This window comes from Geodermatophilus sp. SYSU D01106, assembly GCF_054049995.1.
This window is the reverse complement of record NZ_JBJGYM010000005.1, coordinates 1-15,845: the sequence shown is the minus strand read 5'-3', so window position 1 is coordinate 15,845 and position 15,845 is coordinate 1. Positions and strand designations below refer to the sequence as shown.

Annotated in this window: 17 protein-coding genes and 1 riboswitch; of the genes, 7 read left to right on the top strand and 10 right to left on the bottom strand. The window is 75.6% G+C overall.

The genetic code is table 11. The features are described 5' to 3' along the window. Position 1: 1 nt before the first annotated feature. On the bottom strand, positions 2–517 hold the full coding sequence (locus tag ACI78R_RS07000) for a C40 family peptidase (RefSeq protein ID WP_073420439.1): 516 nt from the start codon (positions 515–517) through the stop codon (positions 2–4). A 12-nt stretch (positions 518–529) separates the two neighbouring features. Further along, positions 530–681: riboswitch (cyclic di-AMP (ydaO/yuaA leader) on the bottom strand. Between the two features lie 358 nt (positions 682–1,039). Between ACI78R_RS07000 and ACI78R_RS06995 the strand changes: the two genes are divergently transcribed. Next, positions 1,040–1,192, top strand: a complete 153-nt coding sequence (locus tag ACI78R_RS06995) for a hypothetical protein (RefSeq protein ID WP_175562858.1) — start codon at positions 1,040–1,042, stop codon at positions 1,190–1,192. A 224-nt stretch (positions 1,193–1,416) separates the two neighbouring features. Continuing rightward, positions 1,417–1,893 carry a hypothetical protein gene (locus ACI78R_RS06990; protein ID WP_457040129.1) on the top strand — a complete coding sequence of 159 codons (477 nt, stop codon included), beginning with the start codon at positions 1,417–1,419 and terminating at the stop codon, positions 1,891–1,893. A gap of 45 nt (positions 1,894–1,938) precedes the next feature. Here ACI78R_RS06990 and ACI78R_RS06985 read toward each other — a convergent pair whose 3' ends face one another. The 6 genes from ACI78R_RS06985 to ACI78R_RS06960 all read right to left on the bottom strand — a co-directional run bounded on the left by ACI78R_RS06985 (position 1,939) and on the right by ACI78R_RS06960 (position 8,084). Further along, positions 1,939–2,838: an SMP-30/gluconolactonase/LRE family protein gene (locus ACI78R_RS06985; protein ID WP_457040128.1), complete on the bottom strand. Its 900-nt coding sequence runs from the start codon at positions 2,836–2,838 to the stop codon at positions 1,939–1,941. Positions 2,839–2,848: 10 nt separating this feature from the next. Next, positions 2,849–3,772 (bottom strand): fumarylacetoacetate hydrolase family protein, encoded by a 924-nt coding sequence (locus tag ACI78R_RS06980; protein WP_457040127.1) that lies wholly within the window; start codon positions 3,770–3,772, stop codon positions 2,849–2,851. Between the two features lie 13 nt (positions 3,773–3,785). Then, entirely contained in the window at positions 3,786–4,715 is a 930-nt protein-coding gene (locus ACI78R_RS06975) for an MBL fold metallo-hydrolase (RefSeq protein ID WP_457040126.1), read from the bottom strand. Then, complete coding sequence (locus ACI78R_RS06970; RefSeq protein ID WP_457040125.1) at positions 4,712–6,148, bottom strand: amidohydrolase family protein; 1,437 nt, start codon at positions 6,146–6,148, stop codon at positions 4,712–4,714. The genes ACI78R_RS06975 and ACI78R_RS06970 overlap by 4 nt, the downstream gene beginning before the upstream one ends. Before the next feature lie 83 nt (positions 6,149–6,231). Beyond that, positions 6,232–7,092, bottom strand: a complete 861-nt coding sequence (locus tag ACI78R_RS06965) for a LysR family transcriptional regulator (RefSeq protein WP_457040124.1) — start codon at positions 7,090–7,092, stop codon at positions 6,232–6,234. 128 nt (positions 7,093–7,220) lie between these two features. Further along, positions 7,221–8,084 carry a hypothetical protein gene (locus ACI78R_RS06960; RefSeq protein ID WP_457040123.1) on the bottom strand — a complete coding sequence of 288 codons (864 nt, stop codon included), beginning with the start codon at positions 8,082–8,084 and terminating at the stop codon, positions 7,221–7,223. Between the two features lie 101 nt (positions 8,085–8,185). On the opposite strand from ACI78R_RS06960, the gene ACI78R_RS06955 reads away from it, so the two are divergent. Together ACI78R_RS06955 and ACI78R_RS06950 are read left to right on the top strand one after the other, a co-directional pair. Beyond that, positions 8,186–9,151 carry a TIGR03557 family F420-dependent LLM class oxidoreductase gene (locus ACI78R_RS06955; protein ID WP_457040122.1) on the top strand — a complete coding sequence of 322 codons (966 nt, stop codon included), beginning with the start codon at positions 8,186–8,188 and terminating at the stop codon, positions 9,149–9,151. A 91-nt stretch (positions 9,152–9,242) separates the two neighbouring features. After that, the gene (locus ACI78R_RS06950; protein ID WP_457040121.1) at positions 9,243–9,839 is read left to right on the top strand and encodes an HD domain-containing protein; all 597 of its coding nucleotides are present in this window, start codon (positions 9,243–9,245) and stop codon (positions 9,837–9,839) included. A gap of 76 nt (positions 9,840–9,915) precedes the next feature. Here the strand turns inward: ACI78R_RS06950 and ACI78R_RS06945 are convergent, their stop codons facing one another. Beyond that, a complete protein-coding gene (locus ACI78R_RS06945; protein WP_457040120.1) occupies positions 9,916–10,917 on the bottom strand; it encodes a zinc-binding alcohol dehydrogenase family protein in 1,002 nt (333 codons plus the stop codon). 79 nt (positions 10,918–10,996) lie between these two features. On the opposite strand from ACI78R_RS06945, the gene ACI78R_RS06940 reads away from it, so the two are divergent. Further along, positions 10,997–11,359: a winged helix-turn-helix transcriptional regulator gene (locus ACI78R_RS06940; RefSeq protein WP_457040119.1), complete on the top strand. Its 363-nt coding sequence runs from the start codon at positions 10,997–10,999 to the stop codon at positions 11,357–11,359. 3 nt (positions 11,360–11,362) lie between these two features. Here ACI78R_RS06940 and ACI78R_RS06935 read toward each other — a convergent pair whose 3' ends face one another. Next, complete coding sequence (locus tag ACI78R_RS06935; RefSeq protein WP_073420429.1) at positions 11,363–11,803, bottom strand: ATP-binding protein; 441 nt, start codon at positions 11,801–11,803, stop codon at positions 11,363–11,365. Positions 11,804–11,872: 69 nt separating this feature from the next. Here ACI78R_RS06935 and ACI78R_RS06930 point away from each other — a divergent pair, with 69 nt between their 5' ends. Both ACI78R_RS06930 and ACI78R_RS06925 read left to right on the top strand, forming a co-directional pair. After that, complete coding sequence (locus tag ACI78R_RS06930; protein WP_073420428.1) at positions 11,873–12,223, top strand: STAS domain-containing protein; 351 nt, start codon at positions 11,873–11,875, stop codon at positions 12,221–12,223. Between the two features lie 11 nt (positions 12,224–12,234). After that, positions 12,235–14,478, top strand: coding sequence for a SpoIIE family protein phosphatase (locus tag ACI78R_RS06925; RefSeq protein ID WP_457040118.1), 2,244 nt, complete (start codon positions 12,235–12,237; stop codon positions 14,476–14,478). Positions 14,479–14,481: 3 nt separating this feature from the next. Here the strand turns inward: ACI78R_RS06925 and ilvA are convergent, their stop codons facing one another. Beyond that, positions 14,482–15,765 (bottom strand): threonine ammonia-lyase IlvA, encoded by a 1,284-nt coding sequence (gene ilvA, locus ACI78R_RS06920; RefSeq protein ID WP_457040117.1) that lies wholly within the window; start codon positions 15,763–15,765, stop codon positions 14,482–14,484. Positions 15,766–15,845 lie beyond the last annotated feature (80 nt).

The following is a 15,845-nucleotide window of genomic DNA, read 5'->3' as shown; positions in this document are numbered from 1 at the left end:
GTCAGGCGACCCGGCGGGCGCCCTGGTAGCCGGTCATCGAGTCGAGGTTCACGACCGCGACCGGCTTGCCGGCGGTGGAGGCGTGCACCATCTGGCCGTTGCCGATGTACATGCCCACGTGCGAGACCGGGCTGTAGAAGAACACCAGGTCGCCGGGCTTGAGGTCGGACTTCGCCACCGGGGTGCCGAACGTCGACTGGGCCCGCGAGGTGCGGGGGATCTCCACGCCGGCCGCGCGGTAGGCGAAGCTGGTCAGCCCGGAGCAGTCGAACCGGTCGGGACCGGTCGCGCCGTACTGGTACATGTCGCCGCGCTGCGCGAGCGCGGTGTCGACGGCCGCCTGGGCGACGCCGTTCGGAGCGGCCACCGGGGCCGCCGCCACGACCCCGCCACCACCGCCGCCGCCTGCGGCAGCCGAGGCCGGGAGGGGCGAGAGCGCGATGCCGGCTCCGGCGATGGCCGCGACGGCGATGCCGCGGAACGAGCGACGGGCGAGGGGCGTGCGTGCAGTCGTCATGGACGACGGTTCTCCTGTTCTCCACGGTCGCCTACCGGGTTAGCTGACGGGTTCGGGCGGGGGAGTCGCCCGGCGCGAGAGGTCGCGCTTCACCCCTGGGACTCGATGGGTCCCCGGTCCGGAGGGCGGCTGGCTGCCGGCGTCCGGTTCGGCGTGGTCCGGCGGGTGTCACACGGGTTCGTGACGGGGGCCCGGCCAGGACCAGCGGGAACGGTAGGGAGGGCCGCGGACCGTCACAACCGCCCGAGGGACGCGCCACGCCCGGTCCCGGACCGTGGACTTGACGGCGGCCGCCCATCCGACACGCCACCGCCACCACCGCAGATGCCTCTCCGGAGCCCGCGACGCGCGACCGCGGACGCGCGGGGACACGCCGTGCCCCACGAGAAAGGACGGCGCGGTGCGTCCGCACGCGGTGTCAGGAGCCGCCCACGGACGGGCGGTCTCCGAGCGTGGGGACGTGGCGGTTGCCGGACGCGTTGACGGGGCACGGAACGGGGGATCGAGAGAGAGGAGCACCCCATGGGAATGATGAGGAACCTCATCGCCTCCGGCGTGGCCGCGAAGGTCGTGCAGGAGCTCAAGAAGCCGCAGAACCAGGCGAAGATCAAGCAGTTCGTCCGCGACTTCCAGGCCAAGCAGAAGAAGGGCGGCACCGGCGGCCGCGCCTACTGACCGCTGATCCGCCCGCGGCCCCCGTCCCACCCCGGGACGGGGGCCGCGGTGCGTCCGGGGCCGGTGCGACGGTCCGTTGCAGTTCCGAGACGGCTCGGTCCCCGGCGTCCCGGACAGCGACCCGACCCCGTGTGACGCTCGCCGGCGTCTAGCCGCGACGCCGGCGCCGACCTCCCCGGGAGGCGCTGCCGGCGCGCGTCCGCACGACCACCACGGAATGCCCCATGAACCAGTCCTCCGCCCGCCGCCGACTCGGCGCGCTTCCCGTCCTGCTCGCCACGGGCCTCCTCCTCGCCGGCTGCGGGGACGACGGCGAGACCGGCCTCCCCGCGCCCACCTCCACCCCGTCGGCCCCGGCGACGTCGTCCGCGGCGGCCCCGACCACGCCCGCCCCGACGACGCCCGCCCCCGAGCCCGCGGTGGCCCCTGCCCCCACGCCGGAGGTGACGCCGGCTCCCGTGGTCGTGGACTTCCTCATGCCCGCCGTGGTCGGCATGACGCTGCAGGACGCCCAGGACCTGATCCAGACCAACGGCGCCTACCTCAGCCTGTCCCACGACCTGCTGGGCAGCCGCAACCAGGTCCTCGACGCCAACTGGCGGGTCTGCACCCAGAACATCGCACCCGGCCAGCGGGTCACCGGGGACGTCGAGGGCGCCATCGACCTCGGCGCGGTCAAGCTCGACGAGCTCTGCCCCTGACGTCCGGCCGCGGCCCCGTCCCGGTGGGACGGGGCCGCGGTGCGGTCAGGGCCGGCCGGCGTGCGGGACGTCGACCTCGGTCGCGAGCAGCACCGCCTCGCGCACGGGCGCGCGGTTGTGCTCGTAGAAGTCCGGCGCCGCGCACATGAGCAGCGTCCGGCCGTCCTCGCCGCCGAGCATGCAGGCGTAGACGCCCAGCCCCTCGGGCGCGGCGACGGCGTCGACGATCTCGCCGCCCTCGGCCACCCGGACCACCCGCCCGCCGACGGCGTCCGCCGCCCAGATGCAGCCGTCGGCGTCGAGCGCGCAGCCGTCCGGGGCGACGGCGAGCTGCCCGAGCACCTCGTCCACGGTGCGCCCGGTGACCTCCGGCCCGAGCGACGCCCACACCCGCCGGTTGGTCAGCGACCCGTCGTCGCCGAGGTCGAACGCCGTGTACCGGTTGCCCAGCGTCTCGCCGACGACCAGCGTGCCGCCGTCCGGCGTGATCACCGACCCGTTCGGGAACTGCAGCCCCTCAGCCGCGACCGACACCGTCCCGTCGGGGTCGATCCGCTTGAGCGACGCGGTCGCCGCCTCGCCGCCGCCCATCAGGTCGAAGCCGAAGTCGCCGACGAACACGTGCCCGCCCGGGCCGACGACGAGGTCGTTGAGGTGCCCGCCGCAGTGCTCGGTCAGGTCGGCGTAGGTCGACAGCGCCGACCCGTCCCAGCGCAGCACCTCGTGCGTCTTCATCGACACGACCACCAGCGACCCGTCGGGGAGCCACCCCTGCCCCGACGGCTGCCCGGGCACCTCGAACCGCACGGTCTCCTGCCCGTCGGCGGTCACCGTGCTCACCGTGTGCCGGTAGAAGTCCGACACCCACCACGTGCCCTCGTGCCAGCGCGGCCCCTCGAAGAACCCGCCGCCGGTCAGCACCGTCCGCACCTCGCGCTCTGCCATGCCGCGGACCCTAAGAGTCCGACGCCGGCGGCCCCAGCGGAACGGGGTCGGTGCCCGCGACGACCGGCGCCGTCACCGTGCCGATCCGCTCGATCGTCACCGCCACCTCCACGCCCGGCCGCAGCCACGGGTGCCGCTCCTCGCCGTGCAGCGACCGCAGCTCGAGCAGGCAGCCGGTGCCCACGGTGCCGCTGCCGACGACGTCGCCCGGCCGCAGCTCCGTGCCCCGCGAGGCGTAGGCGAGCATCTGCCCGAACGACCAGCGGACGTCGGCCCAGCTGCCGCCGCCCTGCTCGACGCCGTCCACCGAGGCGCTCATCCGCAGCGCGTAGCCGTGCCCGGACCGGTACGGCTCCAGCTCGTCGGGCGTGACGAGCACCGGGCCGATCGTCGTCGCGCCGTCCTTGCCCTTCGCCGGGCCGAGGCCGATCTTCGACTCGACGCCCTGCACGTCGCGGGCGCTCCAGTCGACGAACACCGTGTACCCGGCGATCGCCGCCTCGGCCTCCTCCGGCGTCAGGTCCGACCCGCCCCGGCCCACGACCGCGGCCACCTCGACCTCGTAGTCGAACGCCGCCGAGCCGGGGGAGACCGGCACCGGCTCGCCCGGGCCGCGGACCGCCGCCGGGTTGGTGAAGTAGAAGACCGGCTGCTCGAACCAGACCGGGGACACCTCCCGCCCGAACGCGGCCGCGGCGTTGCGCGCGTGCTGCTCGAAGGACAGGAAGTCGCGCACCGACGGCGGCCGCGGCACCGGCGCGCGCAGCACCAGCCCGTCCTCCGGCAGCACCTCGGCCGGTTCGCGCCCGGCCGCCGCGGCGAGGTCGGGCAGCAGGTCGACCAGGGCGGCGTCGAACCCGTGCACCCGCCCGTCGCGCAGCAGCCCGGCCCGCTCGGCGCCGTCGGCCGGCGAGACGTAGGTGACCCAGCGCATCAGCTCTCCTCCCTCACGCGCGGCAGCCGATCGGGCCGCCGTGGAACTCGACCATGTCCGGCCAGATGTCGGCCAGCGGGAGCCGCTCGCCCGGCGGACGCCCGTCCAGCTCGGCGTAGGCGCGGTGCAGGTTGCCCACCAGCCGCTCGGACTCCTGCCACCCCGCGTACGGGTTGTCCGTGCGCCGCCGGGCGGTCTCCAGGGGTGTCCACCCGGCCGCGTGGCCCTCCCGCGCCGTCGCGTCGACGAAGGCCGCGTAGCCGGCCAGGTCGTCGAGCAGCCGGGCCACCTCCGCGCCGCGGCACACCGGCCCGTGCCCGGGCACCAGCACCTCCGGCTCCAGGGCGCGCAGCGCCTCGACCGCCCGCGGGTACCCGGACACGCTGCCCTCGGCGAGGAAGGGCTGGCCGCCCGCGAAGGCGACGTCCCCGGCGAAGACCACCCGCTCGGCGGGCAGCCAGGCGACGACGTCGCCGCGCGTGTGCGCCGGCCCGACCGCGTGCAGCTCCACCGCCCGCTCGCCCAGGTGCAGCGTCATCGCGCCGGTGAACGTCAGGTCGGGCGGCCGCACCTCGAGCCGGCCGTAGTCGGGCCCGGTGAGGACCTGGGCGGCGAGCAGGCCGCTGGCCAGCTGGTCCTCCCGGCTGTGTGCGTGCCCGACCACCGGCGTGCCCTCGGGGACCAGCCAGTTGCCGAAGGTGTGGTCGCCGTGGTGATGGGTGTTCACCACCGCGCGCAGCCGGCCGGGGGCGACGCCGGCGACCGCCGCGAACAGCGCCCGGTTGCGTGCCTCGGTCGAGGTGGTGTCGACCATGAGCCCCGCGCCGTCGTCGCCGGTGACGACGCCGGTGTTGTTGATCATCCAGCTGCCGTCGGGCTGCACGTAGGCGAAGACGCCCGGTGCCACCTGCTCGAGGGCCGCCGCCGAGATCGCGGTGCTCACCGGACGGCCGGCTGCGGGCGGTTGGCCTGGAAGAGCGGCTCCATGACGTCCCATCCGTTCTCCGGGGTGCCGGGGAGGGTCACGCCGGCGTCGGACAGCCGCTGCAGCAGGCCGTCGCAGACCTCGTCCGCCTGCCGGCCCAGCGCCGCCAGGTCGTGGTCCACCAGCACACCGTCGCGCTTCACCACCCGGCCGTCCACCAGCACGGTGCGCACGTCGGCGACCGTGGTCTGGAAGACCAGCGAGCCGACGACGTCCGGCCGCGGGTGCATCTCGAACGAACCGCCGCCCACCACGACGACGTCGCCGCGCTTGCCCGGCGTCAGCGAGCCGATCCGGTCGCCCATGCCCATCGCGCCCGCGGCGTTGACCGTCGTCCAGGTGAGCGCCTCGCGGGCCGTCGTCGTCACGGTCTCCGGCATCCGGCCGGCCAGGTTGACCGCCTGCGTGGCGTCCCAGCGGTCGAAGCCGAGGCCGAAGCGCATCTCGTGCCACAGGTCGCCGGAGTTCAGGCTGATGACGTCGGCCGACAGGGTCGGGGCGATCCCGTGCCGCCGGCACCGCTCGAACACCGGCCGGCCCATGCCCATGTTCAGCTCGGTCTCCACCGAGATCGACACCTTGCCGCCGGTGCGGGCCAGCGCCGCCCACTCGTCGTCGTCGAGCGTGTTGCAGTGCACGTGCACGATGTCGGGCCCCAGCTGGCCGGCCTCGTCGAGCTCGCGGATGCCGCCGGTCACGCAGCTGCCCCACACGCAGCCGGTGTGGCTGACGACCAGCGCGCCGAGCTCCCGGGCGACGGCGAGCTCGTCGAGCGTGTGCTGCCACGGCTGGCCGAACACCTCGCTCAGCGAGACGCCGAGGGTGACCAGCCCACGCGGGTCGGGGAAGTGCTGCCCGGCGAGCCGGCGAAGGTCGCGCACGCGGTCGTCGTGGGTGCCGAACTGCGGGTCGGCCGGCCGGCTCTCGAAGAACCCGTGGCAGTGCGCCGCCCGGACGCCGGACTCGACGATCCCGGCGACCGCCGCGTCGGAGTGCGCCGGGGTGTTGTTGGTGTGCGAGAAGTCGAGCAGCGTCGTCACCCCGGCGTTGAGCGCGTCGGCGCCACCGAGCAGCTGGCCGACCCGCACGTCCTCCGGGGTCATCGCCGGCGAGATGGCCAGCCGGATGCCGAAGTAGTAGTCGCCGAGCGTCCAGTCGGCGCAGATCCCGCGCACCACCGACTGCCAGGTGTGCCGGTGGGTGTCGATCAGCCCGGGCAGCACGACGCCGCCGGTCGCGTCGACCACCTCGGCGTCGTCGACCTGCAGGGAGGGGGCGACGGCGACGATCGCGCCGTCCTCGATGAGCACGTCCCCGGTGGGCAGGTCGCCGATGGCGGGGTCCATCGAGACGACGTGGCCACCGGTGACGAGGGTGCGGTGCTGGGCCATGGGGTGCCTCCGCGGCGTCGGGGAGTGGGCCCGCCCACTCCACACCCGGCGCGGCGCCGGATCATGTGCCGGATCGGCAACGGTCAGCCGGCCGCCACCGCGTCGGCGGCCCGCCGGAACGACTCCACCGCCGGCCGCCGGTCGGCGGCCCGGGTGACGACGGCGACCTCGACCGGTGGCGCGTCGAGCGGCACGAACCGGACGTCGGGGCGCGGGAAGAACGCCGCGGCGGCCGCGCCGTGCATGCCGATCCGCCCGGTGGTCGCGACGGCCGCGGGGATCGACGCCGGGTGCCGCACGGCGCTGCCGCGCCCGTCCATGCCGGCCGGGCCCACCCAGTCGCGGAAGCGCGGGTGCGCCGAGGACATCCGCAGCCACGGCTCGTCGGCGACGTCGTCGCGGGTGAGCAGGGGGGCGTCAGCCAGCGGGGAGGAGGCCGGCACGACGACGACCGACGGCGTCCGCAGCACGGTGCGGAACTCCAGCCCGTCGACGGCGCCGAGGTGCTGCACCAGGCCGACGTCGAGGTCGCCGCGGCGGACGGCGTCGTACTGGTCGTCCATGTCGAGGTCCTCGAACAGCAGGTGCACGCCCGGCGCGGCCGCGGTGACGACGTCGCGCAGCGCCGGCCAGCGGTCGGCGGCGCCGAAGCCGAGGACGCCCACCCGCAGCGCGCCGTCGTCGGGCTCCCTCGGCGCGGCGGCGTCGGGCAGCCGGTCGAGTGCGGCGAGCACCGTGCGGGCGTGCGCGGCGACCCGCTCGCCGGCCGCGGTGAGCGCCACCCGGCGGCTGGTGCGCTCGACGAGCCGCGCGCCGACGTCGCGCTCCAAGCGCTGGATGCGGCGGGAGAAGTGGCCGGGGTCGAGGTAGTGCCGCCGCGCCGACCGGCCGAAGTGCAGCTCCTCGGCGAGCGTGAGCAGGTAGCGCAGCGACTCGACGTCCACGGCCCACCTCCGGCGCCGGCCGGCTCCGTCGCCGTCCGCCCGGCCCACTGTCCAGCACGGGGCACCGGTCCAGGAAGCGGTCGTGCTCTGCACACACCCGTGTGCAGAGCACGACCGTCCCCGGGACCTCAGTCGCCCGCGGCGCTCGCTGCCCGGCGCAGCCGGAACCGGCGCAGGGCCACGGCCTTCTCCGTGCGGCCGAGGCGACCGGCGGCTTCCCGGACGGTCCCGACCATGACCTCGACGTCCTCGTCCGGGGTCCAACGTCGCGCGCCGGCCATCGGGCGAGCCCGCATGCCGGGCGGTCTCGTCCATGCGGCGACGAGCGCGGCCGCCGCGCGTTTCCGCTCCAGGGCGAGGCACCCCCGGGGATAGAGCCAGGCGGCCAGGGTGGCGGCTCCGTCGCTGGCCACCATCGGGTTGTAGACGCCGTCTCGGGTGTTCCGCCGGACGGTCCGCTCGAGGCCCGTCACCGCGCGGACCTGGGCGCAGAAGAAGTCGGCGAGCGGCTGACTCGCGGTGACGAAGCTGAGGAACGGTCGCCCCGTCCGCGTGAAGCCCACGCTCCCGTCACCGTCGACGAGGCCGCGCAGGTAGTCCCGGGTGCTGAACGGGACGGTGGGCGGTGCGACCAGTGCCGACTTGGGTCCCGCCGGTAGGCCGAGGCCGACGAGCTCACGACGGACGGACAGGTCGCACAGCGTCCACACAGCGGACCGGTGCGGGCCGAAGTTCGTCGTCCGCACGCGATGGGACACCCGCGAGTGCACAGGGAACAGGCCGGCGAACTCGTGGAGCACGGCTTCGTCCTGCACCGCGAGCTCGATCATGAGGCGCCCCTTCTGTCCGGTACCGGCGTAGAGGCTGCCGTCGGTCTGGGCGAAGCCGAAGAAGTAGGCGTGCGCAGGGTCCATGAGGTCGAGATGCGGCACCAGGCAGACATACCGGGAGCCGCCGACGGAACCGATCGCCCGTGCACCGGCGGCTCGCACACGACATCCGGCGTCGCGGACCCCGGCGTGCCGTTTCCGTTCCGCATGCCCCGGGCAGCCCGACAGCGCCCGCCGGACATCCAGCAGTGAGGACCCCCGTCATGCAGGTCGGACTGAAGCTCGCCACCGAGGCCTTCCCGCCGGAGGAGATCGTCCGCCAGACGGTCCGCGCCGAGGAGGCGGGCTTCGACTTCGTCGAGATGAGCGACCACTTCCACCCGTGGCTCGACACCCAGGGCCACAGCGGCTTCACCTGGTCGATGCTCGGCGCGATGGCCGCGAAGACCGAGCGGATCGGCCTGGTCACCGGCGTGACCTGCCCGATCATCCGGTACCACCCCGCCGTCATCGCGCAGGCCGCGGCGACCGTGCAGATCCTCTCCGGTGGCCGGTTCACCCTCGGCATCGGCGCCGGTGAGCGGCTCAACGAGCACGTCGTCGGCACCGGCTGGCCGGCCGTGCACGTGCGGCACGAGATGCTCCGCGAGGCCCTGCAGATCATCAAGCTGCTCTGGCAGGGCGGCTACCGGACCTTCGAGGGCAAGTACCTCCAGCTCGAGGACGCCCGCGTCTTCGACCTCCCCGACCAGCTGCCGGTCATCGCCGTCGCCAGCGGCGGGCCGCACGCCTCCCGACTGGCCGCCGAGTTCGGCGACGGGCTGTTCGCCACCGAGCCGCGCGAGGACCTCGTCGGCGCCTTCCGCGAGGCCGGGGGCTCCGGCCCGCACTACGCCGAGGTGCCGATGGCCTGGGCCGAGACCGAGGACGCCGCGATCCAGGAGGCCCTGGAGAAGAGCCGCTGGGCGCTCACCGGCTGGAAGGTCATGAGCGAGCTGCCCAACCCGGTCAACTTCGACGCCGCCAGCCAGACGGTGAAGGAGGACGACATCCGCGGGCAGTTCTCCGTCGGCCCCGACCTCGACCTGCACGTGCAGCAGGCGCAGCCCTACGTCGACGCCGGCTTCGACCACCTCGTCCTGCAGAACGTCGGCCCCGACCCCGACGGCTTCATCGACGCCTGCGCCGGCGGGCTCATCGAGCGGGTGCGGGGCCTGACGGCGTCCTGACGCCGTCGTCCCTGCCGATCTCCGCAGCGGTCCTGCCACCGCGCGCGGCAGTGGGGGAGGAGGGCACGGCCCGGCGGCAGACTCGCCGGCCGTGACCTCCTCCCTGCCCGCGCTGCCCGACACCCCCGCCTGCCGCCTCGCGCGGGAGGTGGTCGCCGAGTTCTCCTCGCCCGCCCTGGTGAACCACTGCCTGCGCAGCTACCTGTGGGCCGCCGACCACGCCGGCCGCCACGGCATCGCGTTCGACGACGAGCTGCTGTTCGTCGCGGCGATGGTCCACGACCTCGGCCTGTCCCCGGTCTTCGACAGCGCGACGCTGCCGTTCGAGGACGCGGGCGGCGCCGTCGGCTGGGTGTTCGCGGCGGGCGCGGGCTGGCCGGTGCCGCGCCGCCGTCGGGTGGCCGAGATCGTCGTCGCGCACATGGCGCCGGAGGTCGACGTCGCCGTCGACCCCGAGGGGCACCTGCTGGAGCTCGCCACCGGCCTCGACATCTCGGGGCGCGACCCGGCGGCGTGGCCCGCGGACCTGCGGGCCGCCGTCCTCGCGGAGTACCCGCGGCTCGGGCTGATCGACGAGTTCGTCGCCTGCTTCACCGACCAGGCCCGCCGCAAGCCCGACTCCCTCGCCGGCCGGTTCACCGAGGCCGGCTTCGCCGACCGGGCCCGCGCCAACCCGCTGGACCGGTAGTCCGCGGCACCGGTGGTCCGGGCCGGGTCGTGCTCTGCCCACGGGGACGGGGCAGAGCACGACCTCCCCGGGGAGGTCAGGGGCGGGCGACGACGACCTTCCCGATCGTCGACGACGACTCGACCCGCCGGTGCGCCTCCGCGAGCGTCGCCGCGTCGACCGGCGACAGCCGCGCGGTGAGCGTGGTGCGCAGCACCCCGGTGTCGACCAGCCGGGCCACCTCGTCGAGCAGTTCGCGCTGGGCGGTGCTCTCCGGGTCGTGCAGCGGCCGGCTGAACATGAACTCCCAGTGCCATCCCTGGCTGCGCTCCTTGAGCGGCAGGGTGTCGAGGCCCTCGGGCTCGTCGATGGCCACCACCGAGCCGCCGACCGTCATCACCCGCGCGAACGTCTCGACCATCCCGGCCGAGTACGGGCTGAACACGTACCGCACCCCGCCCGGCGCCACCCGCGCCACCTCGGCCACCAGGTCGCGGCGGTCGACCACCTCGTGCGCGCCGAGCCCGCGCACCCACTCGGCCGCCTCCGGCCGCGACACCGCCGCGATCACCGTCAGCCCGGTGAGCTGCCGGGCGAGCTGCACGAGCATCGACCCGACGCCGCCGGCGGCGCCCATGACCAGCAGCGTGCCGGTGCTCTCGCGGGTGAGCGCCCAGCGCTCGAACAGCGTCTCCCAGGCGGTGATCGTCGTCAGCGGCAGCGCGGCCGCCTCCGCCCAGTCCAGCGACGCGGGCGCGTGCCCGGCGATCCGCTCGTCGACCAGGTGGTACGCGCCGTTGGAGCCGGGCCGGGCGATCGAGCCCGCGTGGTAGACGGCGTCCCCGACGGCGAAGGCGGTCACCGCCTCGCCGACCGCGACCACCGTGCCGGCCGCGTCGAAGCCCAGCACCCGCGGCTGCCCGCCCGGGTCGGCGCCGCCGCGCAGCTTGACGTCGACCGGGTTCACCGAGACCGCCCGCACCTCCACGAGCAGGTCGTGCGGACCGGGTGCGGGGACGTCGAGCTCGACGTCGGTGAGCACGTCGGGAGAGCCGGGGGAGGAGTAGGCGACGGCGGGCATGCGGGACGGGAGGGACATGCCGGCGACGCTATGCGCGAGGTACAGGTTTCCCGCAAGGGAGCTTGGTTACTCCGGGGAACCACGGCAGGATGGGGACGTGACGACGGCGCACCTGCCCGCCTGCGGGCCCCGGGACGTGTACGCGGCCAACTGCCCCTGCCGGTCGGTGCTCGACCTGCTGGCCGACAAGTGGAGCGCGCTGGCGCTCGGCGCCCTCGAGGAGGGACCGCGCCGGTTCGGCGCCGTGCGCCAGCGGCTGCAGGGCATCAGCCCGAAGGTGCTCACCGCGGTGCTGCGCCGGCTGGAGGAGGCCGGGCTGGTCGACCGGACGGTCTACCCGGCCGTCCCGTTGCACGTGGAGTACGCGCTCACCGACCTCGGCCGCGACGCCACCGTGCCGCTGGCCGCGCTGCGCACCTGGGTCGAGCAGAACATCGACCGGTTCCCGGCACGCGCCTGAGGCTCAGCCCCGGTCGAGCAGCCGCAGCGCCGGGCGGGACAGCCGCTTCTCCAGGCTCACCCGGTGCCGGCCGTCGGGGTCGCGGCGGAAGTCCAGCGAGTCGACCAGCGCCTGCATCAGCCGCAGGCCCGCGCCGCCGTCGCCGTCGAGGCCGGCCGCGGTCAGCGAGGACCGGGCGGCGGCCTCGTCCCGGTCGAAGCCGGAGCCGTCGTCGATCACGGTGATCCGGCAGACGGTGTCGTCGATCGCGACCGACACCTCGTACCCGGCGTGGTCACCGGCGTGCCGGACGACGTTCGCGCACGCCTCGGTGAGCGCCAGCGTCGTCTCCTCGACGACCGGCCGCTCGACCTTCAGGTGCTCCAGCGCCTGGCGGCACAGGCCGCGGATGAACGGGACGCTGTCGACGTCGACGGGCAACGTCACGGTGAACGAGATGTCCACGCCGGGCCCCTCTCTGCAACAGCGGGTTACGCTCCTCCGGTCCGTCACCCGTGGAGGAGGAGCCCGATCGTGCAGTTCGCCGTCGACCGAGCATCGGTCAACGGCCGGCCCGGGCTGAGGGTACGCGGAGAACTCGACATCGCGACGGTGCCCCGGCTGGCCGAGGGCGTCGCCGCCGAGCTGGCCGCGCGGCCGCGGTCGCTGGTCATCGACCTCACCGACACCGTGTTCATGGACTCCGCGGGCGCGCGCGAACTGGCCCGCGCCGCGAAGCAGTCCGCCGCGGCCGGCGTCGCGCTCCAGGTGGTGTGCCCGCGGGAGAACAAGCCGGTCCGCCTGGTCATCGACCTGCTGGAGCTCCACCGCCTCGTCCCGGTGGTCGAGGTCGCGGGCCTCACCGGCGGGGAGGTCGGGTCGTAGGGTCGGTCGCGATGACCAGCACCCCGACCGGGACCCCGGCCGATCCGCCGCCGTCCCCGGCTCCCGACCCGGTCCGACGGCGGGTCGACGACGAGGCGCTGGCCCGCTGCGCCGAGGAGCCGATCGCGGTCCCGGGGGCGGTCCAGCCGCACGGCGCGCTGCTCGCGGTCACCGAGCCGGGCCTCGAGGTCGTCGTCGCCTCGGCCAACGCCGCGCAGGTGCTCGGCACCGACCCCGCCGGGCGCACCCTCGCCGACCTGCTGGCTCCCGCCGAGCTCGACCGGCTGCGCGCGGCGCTGGCCGCGGACCTGTCGGAGGCCGACCCGCTGCGGGTGGCCCCCGGCGGCGCCGAGCTCGACCTGGTCCTGTCCCGCAGCGGCGACCTGCTGGTCACCGAGTGGGAGCCGGTGGCCGGGGCCGAACAGGCGGGCGCTGCCTGGCACCGCCGGCTACCGACCGTACTGCAGCGGCTGTCGGCACCGACTTCGCTCGAGGGCCTCACCGGCGTCCTCGCCCGCGAGGTGCGCGCGCTCACCGGCTTCGACCGGGTGATGGTCTACCGCTTCGACGCCGAGTGGAACGGCGAGGTGGTCGCCGAGGACCGGCGCCCCGACCTCGAGCCCTTCCTCGGCCTGCACTACCCGGCCAGCGACATCCCCGCCCAGGCCCGCGCCCTGTACGCGACCAACTGGATGCGGCTCATCCCCGACGCCACCTACACCCCGGTCCCGCTCGAGCCGCCGCTGGTGCCGGGCACCGGCCGGCCGCTGGACCTCTCCGGCGCGATGCTGCGCAGCGTCTCCCCGGTGCACCTGGAGTACCTGGCCAACATGGGCGTCACCGCGTCGATGTCGGTCTCGCTTCTCGACCGCGGGAGGCTCTGGGGGCTCATCGCCTGCCACTCCTACAGCGGCGCCCACCGGCCCTCCTACGCCGACCGCACCGCCGCGGAGTTCCTCGGCCGCACCGCCTCGCTGCTGCTGCACACCACCGTGGAGGCCGGCGACCGCGACGCCGCGGTCGGCGTCACCCGGCGCGAGGCCGACCTGGTCGGCGCGATCGGCCGCAGCCCGCGCACGCCGGTCGCCGCGCTCGTCGACGGCGAGGTCACCGTGCTCGACCTGCTGCCCGCCGCCGGCGCCGCGGTGCGCCTGGACGGGCGGCTGCACCTGCTCGGGAGGACCCCGCCGGCCGAGCGGGTCGCCGCGGTCGTCCCCGCGGTGCTGCGCGCCGGCGGGGTCACCGACGCCCTCGGCCGCGATGTGCCCGGCGCCGCCGACCTCGCCGCCGACGCCAGCGGCGTGCTCGCCGTCGAGGTCGGCGGCGCGCGCGGCGACTTCCTCGCCTGGTTCCGGCCGGAGACCCCGCGCGAGGTCACCTGGGGCGGCGACCCGCGCACCTCCAAGGTGACCGCGGGCCGGCTGTCCCCGCGCCGGTCGTTCGCCCGCTGGACCGAGACCGTCCGCGGCACCTCCCGCCCGTGGCACCAGCACGAGGTCGCCGCCGCCCGCGCGCTGGCCACCCACCTCGGCGAGGCCGTGCTCGCCCGCGCCGGGGAGGACGACCGGCTCTCCGCGGCGCTGCAGCGCACCCTCCTGCTCGAGGAGCTGCCGAAGGTGCCCGGCGTCGCGCTCGGCGCGCGGTACCGGCCCAGCGAGGCCGACGTCGTCGGCGGCGACTGGTACGACCTCGTGCCGCTGCCCAGCGGCCGGCTCGCGATCGTCCTCGGCGACGTCGCCGGGCACGGGCTGTCCGCCGCGGCGGTGACCGCGCAGCTGCGGCACGCCCTGCGGGCCTCGCTGCTGCGCGACGAGGGCCCGGCCGCGGCGCTCACCGAGCTCAACCGGCTGGTCGGCGCGCTGCTGCCGGGCGAGATGGCCACCGCCGTCGTCGCCCAGCTCGACCCCGCCACCGGCGAGCTGGCGCTGGCCAACGCCGGGCACCTCCCGGCCGTGCACGCCGGCGACGGCGGCGCGCGGCTGGTCACCGACAGCCGCGGTCCCGCCCTCGGCCTGCTCGACGACGCCGACTACGGGCAGACGGCGCTGCGCCTGGACGCCGGCGACCGGCTGCTGCTCTACAGCGACGGCCTGGTCGAGCGGCGCGGCCGGCCACTGCCCGAGGGCATCGAGGCGGTGCGGGAGGCGGTGGCCGCCGGTGCCGGGACGCCGCAGGACGTGGTCGACGCCGTGGTGGCCACGCTCGACCCGCCGGGCACCGACGACGTCACCGTGGTCGGGCTGGCCCGCGTCTGAGGGTCAGGCGCCGCCGCGGACGAGGTAGCGGTAGGCCGGCGAGTCCGGGTCCAGGTGCTGTATGCGCAGCGGGCTCGCGGCGGTGCGCTGGAGCAGGCCGGGCAGGCTGTCGGCGCTGCCGAGCTCGATGCCGGTGAGCGCCGCGCCGGTCTCGCGGTTGTCCCGCTTGACGTACTCGAACAGCACGATGTCGTCGTCGGGGCCGAGGACGTCGTCGAGGAAGCGGCGCAGCGCGCCCGGCTCCTGCGGGAACTCGACGAGGAAGTAGTGCTTGAGGCCCTGGTGCACCAGGGACCGCTCGACCACCTCGGCGTACCGGCTGACGTCGTTGTTGCCGCCCGAGAGCAGGCAGACGACGGTCTGCCCGGGCTCGACCCGCACGGTGCCGCCGGTCAGCGCCGCCGTGGCCAGGGCGCCCGCGGGCTCGGCGATGATCCCCTCGACCTGGTAGAGCTCGAGCATCTCGGTGCAGACCTGGCCCTCGGGCACGGCCACGAGCTCGGCGCCGGAGTCGCGGACCAGCGGGAAGGTGACGTCGCCGGCCCGGCGCACGGCGGCGCCGTCGACGAACGTGTCGATGGCCGGCAGCTCGACCGGATGCCCGGCCGCCAGCGCCGCGGCCATCCCGGCGGCGCCGGCGGGCTCCACCCCGACGAGCCGGGTGGCGGGGCTCGCCTGCCGCAGCCAGGTGCCGCAGCCGGCGAGCAGCCCGCCGCCACCGAGGGGCAGGACGACGACGTCGGGCGCGCGGCCCAGCTGCTCGAGCACCTCGACGGCGACCGTCGCCTGGCCCACGACGACCGGCCAGGCGTCGAACGCGGGGACGAGCGTGGCGCCGGTGGCGGCGGCCCGGGCCTTCGCGGCCGCGGCGGCGTCGTCGTAGGTGTCGCCGGCCACGACCAGCTCGACCATGTCGCCGCCGAGCGCGCGGATGCGGGCGCGCTTCTGCCGTGGGGTGGTGCCGGGCACGAACACCGCCCCGCGGACGCCGAGCGCCCGGCAGGCGTAGGCGACGCCCTGGCCGTGGTTGCCGGCGCTGGCGCACACCACCCCGGCGGTGCGGGCGGCGTCGTCCAGGCGGCTGATCGTGTTGTAGGCGCCGCGCACCTTGTAGGAGCGGCCGACCTGCAGGTCCTCGCGCTTGAGCCACACGTCGGCGCCGGTGAGCGCGGACAGCCGCTCGTTGCGCTGCAGCGGGGTGCGCTCGGCGACCCCGGCGAGCCGGCCGACGGCGTCGCGCACGTCGGCGGGGAAGCGGTCGAGCTCGGGGACGACGGCGGTGCTCACGGGGGTCCATCCTCCCTGGCGGGGCGGGTGTGCTCCCGGGCGGAGTCGTGCTCTGCACACCTGTGCGTGCAGAGCACGAC

Excerpts from the sequence above, each read along its gene's own strand:
- ACI78R_RS06970 (WP_457040125.1), bottom strand. The coding sequence starts at position 6,148 with ATGGCCCAGCACCGCACCCTCGTCACCGGTGGCCACGTCGTCTCGATG.
- ACI78R_RS06980 (WP_457040127.1), bottom strand. The coding sequence starts at position 3,772 with ATGCGCTGGGTCACCTACGTCTCGCCGGCCGACGGCGCCGAGCGGGCC.
- ACI78R_RS06995 (WP_175562858.1), top strand. The coding sequence starts at position 1,040 with ATGGGAATGATGAGGAACCTCATCGCCTCCGGCGTGGCCGCGAAGGTC.
- ACI78R_RS06955 (WP_457040122.1), top strand. The coding sequence starts at position 8,186 with ATGCAGGTCGGACTGAAGCTCGCCACCGAGGCCTTCCCGCCGGAGGAG.
- ACI78R_RS06945 (WP_457040120.1), bottom strand. The coding sequence starts at position 10,917 with ATGTCCCTCCCGTCCCGCATGCCCGCCGTCGCCTACTCCTCCCCCGGC.
- ACI78R_RS06985 (WP_457040128.1), bottom strand. The coding sequence starts at position 2,838 with ATGGCAGAGCGCGAGGTGCGGACGGTGCTGACCGGCGGCGGGTTCTTC.
- ACI78R_RS07000 (WP_073420439.1), bottom strand. The coding sequence starts at position 517 with ATGACGACTGCACGCACGCCCCTCGCCCGTCGCTCGTTCCGCGGCATC.
- ACI78R_RS06990 (WP_457040129.1), top strand. The coding sequence starts at position 1,417 with ATGAACCAGTCCTCCGCCCGCCGCCGACTCGGCGCGCTTCCCGTCCTG.
- ACI78R_RS06925 (WP_457040118.1), top strand. The coding sequence starts at position 12,235 with ATGACCAGCACCCCGACCGGGACCCCGGCCGATCCGCCGCCGTCCCCG.